Raw genomic sequence first — 16,039 nt, 5'->3', positions numbered from 1 at the left:
AACTGTCTATCGTACAGGAAGATGTTACAATAAAGAATAAGCATCTATCTTGTATGAAGGAGGTTTCACATATGGAATTTAGAAGATTGGGCGGAAGCGGACTGAAGGTTAGCGATATCAGTCTCGGGAGCTGGCTGACGTACGGGGGATATGTGGAACGGGAGAATGCCGTGAAGTCGATTCAGACCGCGTATGGGCTCGGCGTTAATTTTTTTGATACGGCGAATGTGTATGCGCAGGGGGCGGCTGAGGTGGTCGTCGGGGAAACCTTGAGAGCTTTCCCACGAGAATCCTATGTCCTGGCCACGAAGGTATTCGGCAAGATGGGGGACGGACCCAATGATCAGGGCCTTTCCCGCAAACATATCAGAGAGCAGTGCGATGCGAGTCTGAAGCGGCTGGGTACCGATTACGTCGACATCTATTACTGCCATCGATATCATGAAGAAACACCGCTAGAGGAAACGCTGCGGGCGCTGGATGACCTTGTCCGCCAAGGCAAGGTGCTTTATATCGGCGTCAGTATGTGGACCGCTGCCCAGATGGAAGCGGCATTGGCGGTTGCGGACCGCTATTTGCTGGATCGCATCGTGGTGAATCAGCCGCTGTACAACATGTTCGAGCGCAAGATCGAGGAGGAGATCATTCCTTTAGGCGAGAAGAAGGGCATTGGACAAGTGGTCTATTCTCCTCTAGCTCAAGGGCTTCTGACTGGCAAGTACGCCTCCAAGCAAGCCGTGCCGGAGAACAGCCGCGCATCGAAGATTGGAGCAGACCGGCTCAAAATGAGTGAAGACCGCATTCAGAAGGTGCAGGCTCTGGATCTCGTTGCAAGCGAGCTGGGTATGACCGTCGGCCAATTGGCCTTGGCCTGGATTCTGCGTCAGAACAACGTAGCCAGTGCGCTGGTGGGCGCCAGCCGTCCGGAACAGGTGGAAGAGAATGTGAAGGCTTCCGGTATGAAGCTGTCTTCGGATACGCTGACTGCCATTGATGAAATACTGAAGGCAGATTCGAATTAAGAAAGAATCAAATCATTGATTTCGGGGGCGGAGCATACGCGGTTGCGCCCGCTGTCCTTTGCTCGGTACAGCTCGCGGTCCGCTTGCTGAAGCAGCTCCTTGGCATTTTTTGACCGAATCGTATCGGGGTGCACAGCAACTCCAATCGACACGGTGATCCGAATCTTGGTTCCGTCTTCCAGGACAAAGATATGGTCCGCTACGGCAGCCCGGATTCGTTCCGCAATAGCGGCCGTCTCGTCGATGGTCGCTTCTGGAACCAGCACTGAGAATTCTTCCCCGCCGTTGCGGGACACTTCGTCAAAAGAACGGGAATGCTCCCTCATCACTTTGCTGAGCTGCTGCAAAACGGCATCTCCGGCCGCATGGCCGTAGGTGTCGTTTATTTTTTTGAAGTGATCAATGTCCACGACAAGAACACCCAGCCGTTCGCTGAAATGCTGGGCTTCGAGAAAACGTTCCGACAACAACTGCTCGAACTGGCGCAAATTGTGAAGGCTTGTCAGATAATCCGTCTCCGCATTTTTCTTCAACTGCAGAAATAGTTGATTGGACGTGTTGATATACTCGGTCAGCATGTAAATGACCACCGTGGCGAGCATGGATATGATGAGGTGCTGCGTAAAAATGGTATACACCTTGTGGTGGTCCGGGATATTCATCCACATAATACATAGGAGCACCAGCATGCTCAATACGCTCATGAGCAGCATTTTGCTTAAACGATTCCAATGGGTACGAGAAAGCGTCCCGCAGATGATCCCGATCAACAGCATGCCGGCTCCCGCAATGGCAGAGGAAGCGGACATGCCGAACAGGATCAGCCGCCCGAGCGCAATCAGCACGCCGGCAATTAGGGACGGAAGCCAGCCCAGGTAGCTGGCGATCACGACAATGGCCAGATGCCGCAAATCCGCAAAAAACCGGGGGTCAATCGGAAAAGAATAATACATCAAGATGATCCCGTAAATGCCAAAGAGGAGTCCGGCGTTGATCTTAACGTTGATGGACGGTGTCACAACGCCTGTTACATATTTTTTGGACAGCAGTCCGGATAAGTATAAGAAAGTCACAAATATACAAAAGTTGGTAAATAGTATATTAGTCATGGGGGATCATTCCTTTCATGTACCTTGCACAAGGTCGGCAAGGCGATGAAGACATTCACCCCCTATTTTATCGGAAAATGGAATTGTATGTCGAATATTAAATGCTTTATTTTGTTAATTTTGAGGAGCCTCTAAAGGCAGGAGAACTTCAAACATCGTTCGTTCCGTATTACTGGTCACCTGAATCGTGCCATGATGGGCATCCACGATGGTTTTGACGATAGCCAAACCAAGGCCGGAGCCGCCGGTTTGATCGGTACGGGATTCATCCGCCCGGTAGAACCGCTCAAACAGATAGGGGATTGCATATGGGGGGATCGGGGGACCGTAATTGATTACCTGTACGACGGCAAACTTCGCATCACTTGATACCTTCAAATCCACCATCCCGGCTTCTCGCCCGTGCCGTACCGCATTGGACAGCAGATTCTCGAAGGTGCGCATCAGCTTATCCCCGTCCGAGGAGATCATGATTTTCTCCGATTCAGGCGTGAAGATGACTTGTACTCCTTCCTGCTGCCCGGTGAGTGAAAAGTCCACGGCCAATTGTGCGAGCAGCTCCACCAAATTAATGTCAACCCGGTTTATCGGGGAGTACCCCATCCGGGTGTATTCAAACAAATCGTTCACGAGTCCGCCCAGGCGCAGCGACTTATCGTACGCGATATCGGTATAATACCGGAGTTCGACTTCATCCTTGTAATGGTCTTCATTGACCAGCCGCAAGTACCCGATGATGGAGGTGAGGGGGGTACGCAGATCATGCGATACGTTGCTGATCAGCTCGTTCTTGGACTGGACCGCCATCCGCTCCTCTGCCAGCGATAGCTTCAGCTGCTTGGCCATTTGATTGATTTGCGTTGCCATCTGGCCCAGTTCGTCATTCGAGCTGACGATAATCTCTTGATCCAATTCGCCCTTTGCCAAACGCTTTGTACCCTCCATTAAGTGATTGATTTGACGAATGGTGCCCTGGCTCAGGAGCAATACCATGCAGATAAACAGCACGATGCCGATGATCGTCGGGATGATGGGAAAACCGAAGAAATCCTCCAGAATACGATCAACTCTGAATAGGGTGTTTACCCAGGGCTCCTTCCAGTATTCCCGGCCGATCAATCGGATGATCTGCTGCGCGAGGAACAGTATGGACAGGGTCAGGGCTCCACCGACAAAAAACAGCGTGATGATTTTCCATTGCAGCTTACGCATGGATTTTGTACCCGACGCCCCATACCGTTTGAATGAGCTTATAACCCAGCTCCTTCTCGAGCTTGTCCCGCAGGTTGCTGATGTGCACCATGACCGTATTATTAGAGACGTAATATTTCTCCTTCCAGACCTGCTGGAAGATATCCTCGGCGCTGAAGATTCTCCCCGGTTGGCGGGCAAGTAAATACAGAATCTCGAATTCTCTTGCCGTCAAAGAGATCGCTTTGCCATTGGCCGTTACCTCATGCGTTGTCCGGTTAATGTCGAGTCCGTCGATCTGGATCCGGTCGCTGTCCTCCCGAAGCAGTTCGGCATTGTACAGGGTGGAGCGCCGCAGCAGTGTTTTGACGCGAGTCGTCAGCTCCAGCGGATTGAACGGTTTGATCATATAGTCATCCGCGCCGGTCATCAGCCCCAGGATTTTATCCATGTCCTCACTCTTGGCGCTCAGCATCAGGATGGGTATGGACGAGGTTTCCCGGATTCTGCGGCAGGTGTCAATCCCGTTCAGCTTTGGCATCATGACATCGAGAATCACGAGATCCACCGTACCACCGTGCGTGGCCATCGCCAGCAGTGCTTCCTCCCCGTCATGGGCTTGGATTACGCGGTAACCCTCATTCTCCAGATAAATGGAGATCAGCCCGGATATTTCTTTATCGTCATCTACGATTAATACGCTTCTCATTGTATATCCTCCAGTAAAACATCCATTGGAAACGATGATTCCATACGAACAGTGTACCCTAAATCAACCGCATAAAGTGCAGATTTGCCTTCAAAATAGCGAGTTTTTGTGCAATTATCGTTTAAAAAGGCCGGCGACGAGATTCGATAAAATGCCTTGACGATCGAATCCGTAATCCATCAGCTTCCGTGTTTCCTTAAACCGCTGATCGGCATCCCCGGTCCCCATCACGACGGATATCAGTCGGTTCCCACCACGCGACGCCGTTCCAGTAAAGCAATAACCGGCAGAGCGGGTATACCCGGTCTTAAATCCGTCATTACCCTCGTAAGAAAATGGCTCGCCAGGAAGCATGAGATTGGTGGTATGCAGGGAAAGCTTCTTCTGCGGTACAGGCAAATCGCGCTGGCTGGTTACCTCGAGCAGATCGGGATGTTTGTTCACCAGCCATCTGGCCAGCATGGCCGAATCCCTGGCCGTCATGACGGTATCCCCTTCGGAGGCCGCTTCGGCAAAAGGAACCAGGTCGGCGGCAGGCAAACCAGATGCATTGGCGAATACGGTCCGATCAGAAAGGCCGATTTCCTTCGCCCGGGCATTCATGCTTTCCACGAAGCGGGCTTCCGACCCGCTGAGATGCTCTGCTATAGCTACAGCAGCATCATTGGCCGAATGAATAATGAGCGCTTCGAACAGCTGCCTCAGCGTATAATGTTCGTCTTCATGCATGCCGATGGCCGAACCGGGCACCTCTGCGGCATATCGGCTAATCGGCACGTTCTCGTCCCAAGCATGCTGCCCGGAACGAACGGCATCCAGCACCAGCAGCTCCGTCATCATTTTGGACATGCTTGCGGGAGGAAGGGGGAGATCGGCATGCATCGCATAAAGCACACGGCCGGTATCTGCATGAATCAGGATGGCCGAGCTCGCTTTGATGGGAGGCGGAATAAATATCTTCGCGATGAACACGACCAACAGAATGACGAGAAACAGCAGAAGGAGCAGACTTAAACGTGCTCGTCCCTTGCGCCGCTTCATTCGTTTGCTTCGAATCGTGCCGGTTTGCTGACGGGATCGTTCGGGGGATGACGGTACTTGATTGGGATACTTGCCTATGGATTCCATGACGGTCGATCGCCTCCTTTGGCGGGTTATACGTTTCATCGTTTATGTATGTTCTAATTCTAACCATACAAGCTAAAGGAATTTTTAATTGAATCTAAAGAAATCTTAAAGATTACCAGCGGCAATTTCGGCAATGGATGTTGACCTTGCGAAGAATAGGATTTATACTTGATCTAAAAATAAATTAAAAGGGTGAATACCTTGAAATCTTTAAATCTGACGACACAACGCCAAGCGGTGTACGATGTCCTTCGGGAATCGCATGATCATCCGACTGCTGCGGACATCATGAACCGGCTGGTGGAGAAAGGATATAATTTGGCGTACGGGACGGTTTATAATTCCCTTCGTTATTTGACGGATAAGCAGTTGATTCGAGAATTGAAGCTGGGCGAGAGCGCGAGTCGGTACGACGCCCGTACGGACGATCATCAACATATTATTTGTGAAGTATGCGGTAAAGTGGACGAGGTCATGACGGAGGTGCCAGAGGATTGGGCTGCTACGGTAGCCGGTGAAACCAATTACGTCATCCATCATGCTCACGTCGTATTCGGGGGGGTGTGTCCAGAATGTCAAACCAAACGGAAGAAATGACGGCACTGGGAACGGTCTATTCGTTTCCTGATTTCCAGTCCGGCAACCTGTATGTTCGTCCGACGACGCCGATGGCGATAGGGGATGCTTGTCCCACAACGCTGCGGGCTGCGTTATTAAGCCGTTCGCCCGGACGGGTGAATGAAATGTTCATTACCTTGACCGAGAACTGCTTCGAGGTGATGATGTTCCGCAAATGGGAACCGCGTCTTCAGTCGGCACTCAATACAGGATTGATTATTGCCGATATGACGGGCTGCCGGAATATGACGGCGTTCAACAAGGAGAAGGAACTCCTGCTGCCTGAGCATTCCTCTATTCCGATTCTGTATCTTGTAGGGGAAGAATTAATGAGCAATGCGGGCTCAAGCCTGTTGAACGAAGAGCTCATGGTATGGCCTGCCCGTTCCAAAGATACGATGATGTATCAGGTGCAGCGAACCATCCGATTGTTCTCACCCGCCGCCGGGTTGTCAGGTGGAGAAGAGGTCATGCGAGGCCTCGTTTATAAAGACTTGTCCATTGATCGGGATAAAATGACGATCCACCGGGGCAGCACTCCGATCCATTTGACCAAGACAGAGTATCATTTGCTGATGCTCCTGCTGGACAGCGAAGGAGCCGTATGCACGCGTGAGGACCTGATGTGCAAAATTTGGGATACGGATTTTATGGGCGGCAGCAACGTGGTCGACGTCCATATCAAAAGCTTGCGTAAAAAGCTGAGCGACAACGCGGGAGCCCCGCGCTATATTGCAACGGTTAGAGGAGTGGGATACCGCCTGGCGGACTAATCCCCCTCCCTTTTTTTTGTTCATTCACCGCACTCTAGAAGGTTCATCCGAACTTCATATTACGATCATAAAAGGGTCATATAACACTCATGCGACAATCATGATCCGATGGATTCTCCAATGATACAATCAATTCATAAATTTAGATTCAGTCTAAAATCAATTATAGAAATGATGGAGGGTTCATATATGGATAGAATGACAACCAATCAAGGGGCTCCGATCGGAGATAACCAAAACTCCAAAACGGCAGGACGCCGCGGACCGACGCTGCTTGAGGATTATCATCTGATCGAAAAAATCGCCCACTTCGACCGTGAACGGATACCGGAGCGCGTCGTTCATGCCCGCGGAGCAGGTGCGCACGGCACATTTGTTGTGGAGAATGACATGAAGCCTTATACGAAAGCGGCATTCCTGCAGGAAATCGGTCAGGAAACTCCTGTGTTCGTTCGCTTCTCCACGGTTATTCATGGAACGGGGTCACCCGAAACGGCACGCGACCCGCGCGGATTTGCCGTGAAGTTCTATACGGAGGAAGGCAACTATGACATTGTAGGGAACCATATCCCTGTCTTCTTTATTCGGGACGCAATCAAATTCCCCGATATGGTGCATTCCTTGAAACCTTCGCCGGAGACCAATATCCAGGAGCCCGGCCGGTACTGGGACTTCATGACGCTGTCCCCGGAATCCACGCATATGATGACCTGGGTGTTCTCCGATCACGGCACACCGGCGAACTATCGCGAGTTGGATGGCTTCAGTGTTCACGCCTTCAAGTGGGTGAATAGCGAAGGCAAAGTGACCTACATTAAATACAAGTGGGAGTCCGCACAGGGCGTGAATACGCTGAATGCAGACGAAGTGGTCGAAGTCCAGGGCAAGGACTTCAATCACGCCACCCGTGATCTTCATGAGCACATTTCAAACGGGAATTTCCCGAAATGGCGCCTGCAGGTGCAGCTGATGTCCCCGGAAGAGATGGATGAATTGTCCTTTGATCCGCTGGATCCTACAAAGACCTGGCCGGAGGATCGGTTCCCGTTCGTAACGGTCGGTACCATGACTTTGAATCGCAATCCGCAGAACTTTTTTGCCGAAGTGGAGCAGGTCGCTTTCTCCCCAAGTGCGTTGGTACCTGGCATCGAGCCGTCGGAGGATAAATTGCTGCAAGGCCGGTTATTCTCTTACCCGGATACGCAGCGTCATCGACTGGGTGCGAATTATTTGCAGATTCCGATTAACTGCCCATATGCTCCTGTGCGTAATCATCAACGCGATGGCTTGATGAACGTGAATCAAGATCCGTCACCGGTAAACTATGAGCCGAACAGTTATACAACAGGCCCTGTGGAAGATCCGTCTGTAAGCGAAAGCGAGGCACCGCTCAACGGGCGTGTCGTTCGCCAGCGTATCGAGAAAACGGATGATTTCACACAGGCCGGAGAGTTGTATCGTTCGTTTACCGAGCAGGAGAAGGATCATCTGATCCGTAATCTGGTTGATGACTTGAGTCAGGTCAAATCCGATATCCAGCTCCGTGCCGTATGCAATTTCTTCCGTGCGGACGCCGAATACGGCGCACGACTGGCTGCCGGGCTTGGTGTAGACCTAAGCGCATTCATACCTTCCAATCAGCAGAAGTAATGTAGTTTAAACGTATAAGAGCCAGCCATCTTGGTTTCCGCAGTGCAGGATGGATGGCCTTTATATAGACGGTAATCTAGGATTGCCGGCAAGAGGGGTACCCGTTTAACTGGGTATCCCTCTTTTTCATGGAATTAATTACCTATACACACTGCATAATGAATGGTCCAAGAGATGCCGATAAGTTGAAGGGAGTATTTTTATAGAAGACAGGCGAGATTCACTGCAGTTTAGAAAGGAAAGAAACCCATGAAGAAAAAAAGTGCCAATCGTATTCGAAGAAATCTGATCCTCACATTTCTCCTCGTGCTCCTTGTGCCCAGCTGCGCCATCGGTTTTATCACCTACCGTGACGCCAAGGGAACGATCGAGGATGAAATTCTCCGCAGTGCATCGCTGAGTGTTGATACGGCGAATGAGATCATTAACCACACGCTGCAATCCAAGTTTGATGACCTGAATTATTTAAGCACCACGATGAAGTCCGCGGAAATCGACAAGGAACTTAAAGTGCAAGCAGGTTCAACTATCCATGCACTGAAGCAGTACTTGGGACTTCATCCGGATACGGTAGACGTATTTATCGGTACGGCGCAGGCTGGAATTATCAAGGCATCGAGTGAAAAGCTGCCGCCGGGCTATGACCCTAGACAAACCGGCTGGTACCAGGAGGCAATGAATGCATCGGGCCAACCGATTATTACAGCCCCTTATGCTTCGAATGCAGGCTCACTGATTGTTGTAACGATCGCCCAGATGCTGCCTGACGGCAAAGGCGTCGTGGGCATTGATCTCAACCTCGGCAGCATCCAGAGTCTGGTCGAGGTGCAGGTAGGTAAAGAAGGCTACACGATGGTGCTGGATCAAAACCACAAATATTTGTTTCACCCCGATTATGAAGCAGGGACGGACGCGTTGGCTGAGGAAACCTGGATCTCCAAGATGTATGAGCAGCCGACCGGTCATTTTCACTATGTTCATGAAGGCATGGAGAAACAATTGAATTACATTACAAATGAACGAACCGGCTGGAAAATTGCCGGGACCATGTATGTTCAGGAAGTCGCCGACGCCGTTAATGGCATCCGCCACACGATGATTGTGGTCATGACCGTGTCGCTGCTAACCGCCTTAATTCTGGTGACTTGGAATGTAAGCTCAGTGATCAAGCCGATTCGCCGTATGCGCCAAGCGACCGAGGTCATTAGCGGGGGGGATCTGACGCTTCGCATGAAAGGCTTCAAGCGAGATGAGATTGGAGAATTGGCCGATCACTTCCAGCAGATGGTGGATAGTCTCAGAGACATGGTTCACGGGGTTAAGGCGATGACGGAGAATGTTTCCGCATCTTCCGAGGAATTGTCCGCAAGCGCCCTGCAAAATACAAGCGCCGTCGAGCATGTCACGTCTTCCATTCAGGAGGTTGCCGCCGGCAGCGAACGCCAGTTGAACGCCGCGGAGGAGATTCTGAAGCGCATCCTTCAAGTATCCAGGCATGCCGATGAGATTGCAGAAGTGTTGGAGAAGGTTACAGATGCCATGAACCAGACGGAGGAATTAGCTCAGGAAGGGAACAAGACGGTGATTACCGCAGCAGCGACGATGCAGGATATCGATCATGCGATGAACGATTTGAATGGGGTTATCCATCAGCTGTCTGAGCGGACCGAGGAGATCGGCGGTATCGCTTCGGCCATTACCGACATTGCCAAGGAGACAAGCCTACTGTCGCTGAATGCCTCGATCGAGGCTGCGAGAGCCGGGGAGCAGGGCAAAGGATTTGCGGTTGTGGCCGCCGAAATCCGTAAGCTTGCGCAAAGGTCGGAAAGCTCAGCGGATTATATATCAGGGCTGATTGCAGGGATACTTGCAGAAGTGGAACGAACCATCGAGGTGACGGAAGCCGCCAGGCAGAAGGTGTCGGACGGCGTTGACGCAGCGGATCTGACCGGACGCTCCTTCTCCCGTATCAAAAAGGCCGTGAATACGGTGTCCGGCCAGGTAAGAACCACTTCGAAAGCGGCTAAGGAATTGGCTCAAGATACGGCCTCCACGAAAAAGTCCGTTGAAGATATCCGCGGGGTGTCGGAGCAAACGTCCAGCCAGACTCAGACGATATCGGCTGCCTCTGAGGAACAGCTTGCTTCCATGGAAGAGGTGAGCGCGTCTGCTGCAGATTTAAGCCGGTTAGCCGAAGAACTGCAGGAGATGGTGAAACGCTTCAAGATTTAAGAGTTTCCGGGGCGTGCAGTATGTCTCGACTATTTCATGTTGAAGCAGCAAGGGAACTTATATTCCTTTGCTGCTTTTTGGTTTGTGGCAGGAAAGGGGGGCTTTTTGAAGAATAAGACCAAAGTGACTTTATCTATAGGAGCAGGGCCTTTATACTGGAGTCAACTGCTAGAAGCGTAAGATTAACGGATCCACAAGCTAGAAATGATGAGAGTGGGGCATATAACATGGCACAGCATATGAAAGATCGGATCGTCGCTTTGGCTGGTCCGCGCAAGGCGGCAGACATGGCTAAGCTGGTGGAGAAGATGGGAGGGACTGCGCTGCTTCGTCCGGCCCAGGGAACCGTATTTTTGGATGATGAAGTATTGCGCCGTTCGATCGAAGCCTGGCTCAAAGCGCCTGCACCGTGGGCGATATTTACGACGGGAATCGGCCTGGAGGCCATTTATGATACGGCCGAACAGATGGGCCTTTTGGATACATTGAATGAAACGCTGCAGCGCACCTCGATTGCGGCAAGAGGGTACAAAACGGCAAATGCGCTCAAAAAACGCGGCCTGGCGCCGGTCGTCCGAGATGATGATGGCAGTACGTCGGGGCTGATCCGGTCACTTGCGCCGCATGACTTGTCGGGCAAGCGCGTCATTCTGCAGCTGCACGGCGAATCTGCCCCTAAGCTGGTGGAGTGGCTGGAGAGTCGCGGGGCGGTAGTAGAGCAGATCCTCCCGTATAAGCACATTCCGCCGCTGGAGGAGGATGTTTCGCAGCTCGTGGACGAAATTGTTGGCGGCAAGGTTGATGCGGTTGCTTTTACAAGCGCGCCCCAGTTCCGTTTTATTGCGGATTATGCACGTGCCCACGGCAAGCTGGAGGCTGTGCTTGAAGCATTCCGCGGACCGGTCCTGGCCGCCGCCGTCGGTAAGGTTACGGCACAGGGGCTTCGCGAGGAAGGCATTGAACGCATGGTGGTTCCCGAGGAAGAGCGAATGGGCAGCATGATGGTGGCGCTTGGCCGCTACTTTGCTCAAAGCCAAGAATAATGTCATGATATAACGTAATGAAGTTGGGGAGATTTCATTCCATGCCAGCTTCTTCATGCATGTTCCTAGGGATCATGTGAAATATTGAGTAGTAAATAGGAGGATGACCGATGGATAAGAGAAAAGCATTGCTGCTTGGCAGCTACACCCACCCGAAGTTTCATCCGCTCCAAGGCATCGATAAACAAGTGACACACCTGCTGAACGACATGTTCACCGTGCAGTGCACGGAAAATCATAAAATGCTGCATGAAAGCAATCTTTACCCTTACGAACTCTGCATCGCCTACAGCGACCTATGGGATGAGCGCGTCTCGCCCCGGCAGACCGCAGGCCTGTTGTCTTACGTAAGCGGCGGCGGAGGCTTGCTCGTGATTCATAACGGCGTTACGCTGGCCAATCGTTATGAGCTGGCGCAGCTGATCGGCGCCCGTTTTGACGGACACCCGCCCATGGAGAAGCTGTATTTCGTTCCAGGGGAGACCGATCACGATATTACGGAAGGCGTGGAGCCTTTTGTACTTGATGAGGAGCCTTACCGCTTCATATTCAGTCCGTTTACGGAAAAAACCGTGCTGCTGCATTATGAATATGAAGGGAAACAGTGGCCTGCCGCCTGGTGCCATACGTATGGCATCGGACGCGTGGTTTTCTTGATGCCGGGCCACCACGAGCCGTCCTTTCTCCAGCCTCAGCTGCGTTTAATGATTACGCAAGCGGCCAAGTGGGCTGCACGCGTTCCGGGTTAAGAAGCCATTTCGATAGGATCGGTAGGAGGGACGCGCTTGAGCGGGAAGATATTAATTGTTGAGGATGAAGCGAAAATATCCCGTTTGCTTGAAATCGAGCTGGAGAGTGAAGGATATCAGGTGACCAAGGCAGACAACGGGCTGGATGCGCTGGAGGCATACCGCAGTCAGGACGTGGATTTAATTCTGCTGGATGTCATGCTCCCCGGAATGAGCGGGATTGAGCTGCTGCGGCGCATCCGTGCCCATGACTCGCACACAGCCGTGCTGCTGCTGACAGCCAAGAGCTCCGTTGAGGATAAAGTATCGGGGCTTGATCTAGGAGCCAATGATTATATAACGAAGCCGTTTCAGATCGAAGAGCTGCTGGCGCGGATTCGTGCTGCGCTGCGGCTTCAGGGTAAGCAGGATCCGGAAGAGCAGGCGGCAGGAGAGTGGCTTACGGCAGCGGATTTGAAATTGAACGAAGGTACGCGGGAAGTCATTCGCGATGGCAGAAGGATCGATCTGACGCCGCGTGAATTTGACTTGCTCGTTTATTTACTGAAGAACAAACGGCAGGTGCTGAACCGCGAGCAGATTCTCGCTGCCGTATGGGGATACGATTATTACGGCGACACCAACGTGGTCGATGTATATATACGATATGTCCGCAAGAAAATCGATCATGACAGCGCATATGAGCTCATTCATACCGTCCGCGGCGTCGGCTACGTGCTCAAAGAGACCCCATGAAGCTGAGCAGCAAAATCCACCTCTATTCGTCGGTGCTGATGGCGGCCATTCTGATAGTCATGAACTTATCCGTGTATTATGTGTTCAGCAAAATGACGGTGGACAGCCAGCTGGAGCAAGCGGAAGCGGAGGACTCCAGAATTTCGCGGGAAATGGCCAAAGCCGCGGATACGATCCCGGCGAGCGATCTTCTACGAAGCTATGTCCCTCTGGACGGAAAGATTCAATTGCTCGGGCCGGATGAAAGCTATCCGTCCACTTTCGTCACTTCCTCCGGGGAGGATATGGATGATCTTAAGCTGCCGTACGATACGCAGAAGCAGGTGAAGGTCGTCGAGTATGATAATATCCGGTTTACGATGGTTTCCCTGCCTATCATCTGGAGAGACGGGGTCGTGGTTAATATACAAGTGGCCCGCAGTCTTGCCGCTACGATGGAGACGCTCCAAGTGCTGCGAATCGTACTGGTTGCCGTAACTGCGATTGCCTTGGTTCCGGTCATCCTTTCAACGCGGATATTGGGACGTTTGATCGTGCAGCCGATTACGGCGTTGATCCGTACGATGCGGGAGATCCGGCAAAGCGGGCGGTTCCGGCGAATCGAGCTGGAGGAGAAGTCGAAGGATGAATTGGTGGAGATGGGTGCTGCGTTCAACGACATGATTACGCTGCTGGAGAGCAATCATGCGAGGCAGGAGCAATTCGTATCCAACGCTTCCCATGAGTTAAAGACACCGCTCACCATCATTGAGAGTTACGCAAGTCTGTTAAAGCGGCGAGGTCTGGACCGGCCGGAGCTGTTCATGGAGTCCGTGGAAGCGATCCATTCGGAAGCGATCCGGATGAAGGAGATGACGGAGCAACTGCTGCTGCTTGCCCGCAATCAGGATCAGTGGCAGGTCGAGATGGAGCAGGTGGATCTCGTGGCATTATCGGAGTCTTCCGCGCGTGCTTTTCGCGATGCCTATAATCGCACGGTGGAGGTTGAAGCCGATGGCGAGGTTCTCGGCTGGACGGACAGCCGCAGGCTGAAGCAGCTCTTGTTCATTCTGCTGGATAATGCCCGAAAGTACAGTGACGAACATATTGTCATCCAGGTTGGCAGGAAGCCATCAGAGATTTATATCCGGGTCATCGACCGCGGAATCGGCATTGCCAAGGAGGAGCTGGAGCACGTGTTCGACCGTTTCTACCGGGTGGACGAGGCTCGTACCCGCCGGGGCGGGGGAGCTGGTCTTGGTTTGTCCTTGGCAAAGGATATCGCAGAGGCCATCTCTGCTTCGATAGAGCTGGATAGCCTGCCGGGTGTCGGTACAACCGCCACAATCCGGCTGCAAGAATCGAAATAAAAGGCTCAAAACGTTCCTTTTTCTCATCGTATTCTAACCATGCTGCGCTATACTGACGGTAAAGACAGATTGTATCCGAGGTGATTCGATGCGTAAAAAAGTCAGTCTGCTGCTGGGTATTGTGATGCTGGTAGCGGTTATGATTATTGTGAATGCGGTATGGAGTCCTTTTAGCCGTTCTACTTCCGCTATGTCAATGGATGAAGTGGTGGAGAAGGTGCTCTCCCAATATCCTGGCGGCGAAATAACGAAGACCGCGCTGGACGGCAGGGTGTATCGATTAGAACTTCAGTCGGCTACCGGAACATATGAGATGACGGTGGATGCTCGTCTAGGTGATATCGTGTCCATAGAGCAGCGGGATAAGACCGCTGTGAAGCCAGATCCTGAACCGGGTGGGCCAAGGGAGCCGGATCAGCCAACGGAACCGGATCCTGACAATCCTCCTTCCGAGCCAGCGGATAACGGTGACAAGGGAGCAGCGGAGGGAGCTGGGGACGGGGAAAGCGGAAACGGAAGCGGCGCTTCGGAACCGCCTGCAACGATGATTACCAAAGAATACGCGATCAAGCTTTCTTTAGAGAAGGTACCGGGAACGGTGGAAGATGTGGAATATCGCGAGAGTAAGAGCAGCCGTTACTATCTGGTGGAGATTGAGAGAGCGGACGGGCGTGAAGCGACCATTCAAGTCCATGCCATTACCGGTAAGATCATGACGGTGACTTGGGATGATGAGGACGACGATGAATAATGAGAGGTCATGTCCGCGTCTTCTCATCGTTTTCTAATCTTTCTCTCCGAAAGCTCTCATGTTGAGAGGGTATATTGGGTTTGTAGAGATCAACAGGAGAGAATAATGAGGAGGCGTAAGATGATGAAGAAGAAAATATGGTGGGCAGGCGCACTGTCCGTAGCTATCGCGGCAAGTGGAGTATACGGTTATAACGCTGTACAGGCGGCAGGATCAGGACAGACGACTGCAGCGGGAACTCAGACAGCGGCGAAGCAACAGAAGCAGCTGATCGGAATGGAAAAAGCGGAACAATTGGCACTGGCTGCTGCCAGCGGCAAAGTGGAGAGCATTGATATAGACCGGAAAAAGGGCAAGCTGGTATACGATGTGGAAATCCAGCAGAATAACCGGGACGTGGATGTATGGATTGATGCCTATACCGGCAAATCCCTCGGTGTAAGAGTGGATCGGGATGACGATGATGATGATCGTGATAACCTTCCAGGCAATCTGATTGGTGCAGGCAAAGCATCCGCTATCGCTGTTAAACACGCTAAGGGCGGTACGGCTGTGGAAGTGGATCTGGACCAAGATGACGGCAGATGGGTGTATGACGTCGAAGTGAAGACGGCAAACGGATCATCCGACGTAGAAGTCCATGCGATCAGCGGTAAAGTGATCAAGGCAGAGTATGAGAAATACGACGACCATGACGACAACGATGACGACCATGATGATGACCATGATGATTGGGATCATGATGATCGCGACGATCATGACGGGGATGACGACTAAGCCATTCTTCAACTGGAAGAGATAACACCATAAGCGAACAGGCGGGATCATTTACTTTCCCGCCTGTTCGCTTTTTTAATTGTATTTTACATAATAAGCATGGCTGGAATGCAATTTCTTGTTATCCGATTCCGGATTGCCCTCATATTTCATGTGAAATCAGGGGAAATTGATAAGGCAGCTTCTCTATACTTATGAAAGCA

15 protein-coding genes are annotated in these 16,039 nt (G+C 51.8%); 11 read left to right on the top strand and 4 right to left on the bottom strand.

Annotated features, from left to right (window positions below; genetic code table 11):
- Positions 1 to 71: 71 nt before the first annotated feature.
- Complete coding sequence (locus tag MKX98_RS32105; RefSeq protein ID WP_194539993.1) at positions 72 to 1,022, top strand: aldo/keto reductase family protein; 951 nt, start codon at positions 72 to 74, stop codon at positions 1,020 to 1,022.
- On the opposite strand, the gene MKX98_RS32100 is transcribed toward MKX98_RS32105, so the two are convergent.
- The 4 genes from MKX98_RS32100 to MKX98_RS32085 all read right to left on the bottom strand — a co-directional run bounded on the left by MKX98_RS32100 (position 1,019) and on the right by MKX98_RS32085 (position 5,159).
- The gene (locus MKX98_RS32100) at positions 1,019 to 2,131 is read right to left on the bottom strand and encodes a diguanylate cyclase (protein ID WP_194539992.1); all 1,113 of its coding nucleotides are present in this window, start codon (positions 2,129 to 2,131) and stop codon (positions 1,019 to 1,021) included. The genes MKX98_RS32105 and MKX98_RS32100 overlap by 4 nt on opposite strands.
- Positions 2,132 to 2,245: 114 nt before the next feature.
- Positions 2,246 to 3,343, bottom strand: a complete 1,098-nt coding sequence (locus tag MKX98_RS32095) for a HAMP domain-containing sensor histidine kinase (protein WP_339220417.1) — start codon at positions 3,341 to 3,343, stop codon at positions 2,246 to 2,248.
- A complete protein-coding gene (locus MKX98_RS32090; RefSeq protein ID WP_071218812.1) occupies positions 3,336 to 4,031 on the bottom strand; it encodes a response regulator transcription factor in 696 nt (231 codons plus the stop codon). The genes MKX98_RS32095 and MKX98_RS32090 overlap by 8 nt, the downstream gene beginning before the upstream one ends.
- A 114-nt stretch (positions 4,032 to 4,145) precedes the next feature.
- Positions 4,146 to 5,159 (bottom strand): D-alanyl-D-alanine carboxypeptidase family protein, encoded by a 1,014-nt coding sequence (locus MKX98_RS32085; RefSeq protein ID WP_194539990.1) that lies wholly within the window; start codon positions 5,157 to 5,159, stop codon positions 4,146 to 4,148.
- Between the two features lie 201 nt (positions 5,160 to 5,360).
- Between MKX98_RS32085 and MKX98_RS32080 the strand changes: the two genes are divergently transcribed.
- The 10 genes from MKX98_RS32080 (at position 5,361) to MKX98_RS32035 (ending at position 15,836) form a co-directional block, all read left to right on the top strand.
- On the top strand, positions 5,361 to 5,756 hold the full coding sequence (locus MKX98_RS32080; protein WP_071218814.1) for a transcriptional repressor: 396 nt from the start codon (positions 5,361 to 5,363) through the stop codon (positions 5,754 to 5,756).
- On the top strand, positions 5,732 to 6,550 hold the full coding sequence (locus tag MKX98_RS32075) for a winged helix family transcriptional regulator (protein ID WP_194539989.1): 819 nt from the start codon (positions 5,732 to 5,734) through the stop codon (positions 6,548 to 6,550). The genes MKX98_RS32080 and MKX98_RS32075 overlap by 25 nt, the downstream gene beginning before the upstream one ends.
- A gap of 189 nt (positions 6,551 to 6,739) precedes the next feature.
- Positions 6,740 to 8,200 (top strand): catalase, encoded by a 1,461-nt coding sequence (locus MKX98_RS32070; RefSeq protein WP_339220414.1) that lies wholly within the window; start codon positions 6,740 to 6,742, stop codon positions 8,198 to 8,200.
- 249 nt (positions 8,201 to 8,449) lie between these two features.
- Positions 8,450 to 10,432, top strand: a complete 1,983-nt coding sequence (locus MKX98_RS32065; protein ID WP_339220413.1) for a methyl-accepting chemotaxis protein — start codon at positions 8,450 to 8,452, stop codon at positions 10,430 to 10,432.
- Positions 10,433 to 10,659: 227 nt separating this feature from the next.
- Positions 10,660 to 11,475, top strand: a complete 816-nt coding sequence (locus MKX98_RS32060; RefSeq protein ID WP_339220411.1) for a uroporphyrinogen-III synthase — start codon at positions 10,660 to 10,662, stop codon at positions 11,473 to 11,475.
- Positions 11,476 to 11,585: 110 nt separating this feature from the next.
- Positions 11,586 to 12,224 carry a ThuA domain-containing protein gene (locus MKX98_RS32055; protein WP_071218819.1) on the top strand — a complete coding sequence of 213 codons (639 nt, stop codon included), beginning with the start codon at positions 11,586 to 11,588 and terminating at the stop codon, positions 12,222 to 12,224.
- A 36-nt stretch (positions 12,225 to 12,260) separates the two neighbouring features.
- Positions 12,261 to 12,959 carry a response regulator transcription factor gene (locus MKX98_RS32050; protein WP_194539985.1) on the top strand — a complete coding sequence of 233 codons (699 nt, stop codon included), beginning with the start codon at positions 12,261 to 12,263 and terminating at the stop codon, positions 12,957 to 12,959.
- A complete protein-coding gene (locus MKX98_RS32045) occupies positions 12,956 to 14,308 on the top strand; it encodes a HAMP domain-containing sensor histidine kinase (RefSeq protein ID WP_339220408.1) in 1,353 nt (450 codons plus the stop codon). The genes MKX98_RS32050 and MKX98_RS32045 overlap by 4 nt, the downstream gene beginning before the upstream one ends.
- 88 nt (positions 14,309 to 14,396) lie before the next feature.
- Positions 14,397 to 15,059, top strand: coding sequence for a PepSY domain-containing protein (locus MKX98_RS32040; protein WP_339220406.1), 663 nt, complete (start codon positions 14,397 to 14,399; stop codon positions 15,057 to 15,059).
- Positions 15,060 to 15,179: 120 nt separating this feature from the next.
- A complete protein-coding gene (locus MKX98_RS32035) occupies positions 15,180 to 15,836 on the top strand; it encodes a PepSY domain-containing protein (RefSeq protein ID WP_339220404.1) in 657 nt (218 codons plus the stop codon).
- The last annotated feature ends 203 nt before the right edge of the window (positions 15,837 to 16,039 follow it).

It is taken from the genome of Paenibacillus sp. FSL W7-1332, assembly GCF_037969785.1.
In the GTDB taxonomy this organism is placed as follows: Bacteria; Bacillota; Bacilli; order Paenibacillales; family Paenibacillaceae; genus Paenibacillus_AQ.
Note: the sequence above shows the minus strand (reverse complement) of the source record. Positions and strands in the feature narration are given on the sequence as shown.

Bases quoted from the DNA above. Each gene is read 5' to 3' on its own strand.
- MKX98_RS32105 (WP_194539993.1), top strand. From the start codon at position 72: ATGGAATTTAGAAGATTGGGCGGAAGCGGACTGAAGGTTAGCGATATC.
- MKX98_RS32100 (WP_194539992.1), bottom strand. From the start codon at position 2,131: ATGACTAATATACTATTTACCAACTTTTGTATATTTGTGACTTTCTTA.
- MKX98_RS32095 (WP_339220417.1), bottom strand. From the start codon at position 3,343: ATGCGTAAGCTGCAATGGAAAATCATCACGCTGTTTTTTGTCGGTGGA.
- MKX98_RS32090 (WP_071218812.1), bottom strand. From the start codon at position 4,031: ATGAGAAGCGTATTAATCGTAGATGACGATAAAGAAATATCCGGGCTG.
- MKX98_RS32085 (WP_194539990.1), bottom strand. From the start codon at position 5,159: ATGGAATCCATAGGCAAGTATCCCAATCAAGTACCGTCATCCCCCGAA.
- MKX98_RS32075 (WP_194539989.1), top strand. From the start codon at position 5,732: ATGTCAAACCAAACGGAAGAAATGACGGCACTGGGAACGGTCTATTCG.
- MKX98_RS32070 (WP_339220414.1), top strand. From the start codon at position 6,740: ATGGATAGAATGACAACCAATCAAGGGGCTCCGATCGGAGATAACCAA.
- MKX98_RS32065 (WP_339220413.1), top strand. From the start codon at position 8,450: ATGAAGAAAAAAAGTGCCAATCGTATTCGAAGAAATCTGATCCTCACA.
- MKX98_RS32060 (WP_339220411.1), top strand. From the start codon at position 10,660: ATGGCACAGCATATGAAAGATCGGATCGTCGCTTTGGCTGGTCCGCGC.
- MKX98_RS32055 (WP_071218819.1), top strand. From the start codon at position 11,586: ATGGATAAGAGAAAAGCATTGCTGCTTGGCAGCTACACCCACCCGAAG.
- MKX98_RS32045 (WP_339220408.1), top strand. From the start codon at position 12,956: ATGAAGCTGAGCAGCAAAATCCACCTCTATTCGTCGGTGCTGATGGCG.
- MKX98_RS32040 (WP_339220406.1), top strand. From the start codon at position 14,397: ATGCGTAAAAAAGTCAGTCTGCTGCTGGGTATTGTGATGCTGGTAGCG.
- MKX98_RS32035 (WP_339220404.1), top strand. From the start codon at position 15,180: ATGATGAAGAAGAAAATATGGTGGGCAGGCGCACTGTCCGTAGCTATC.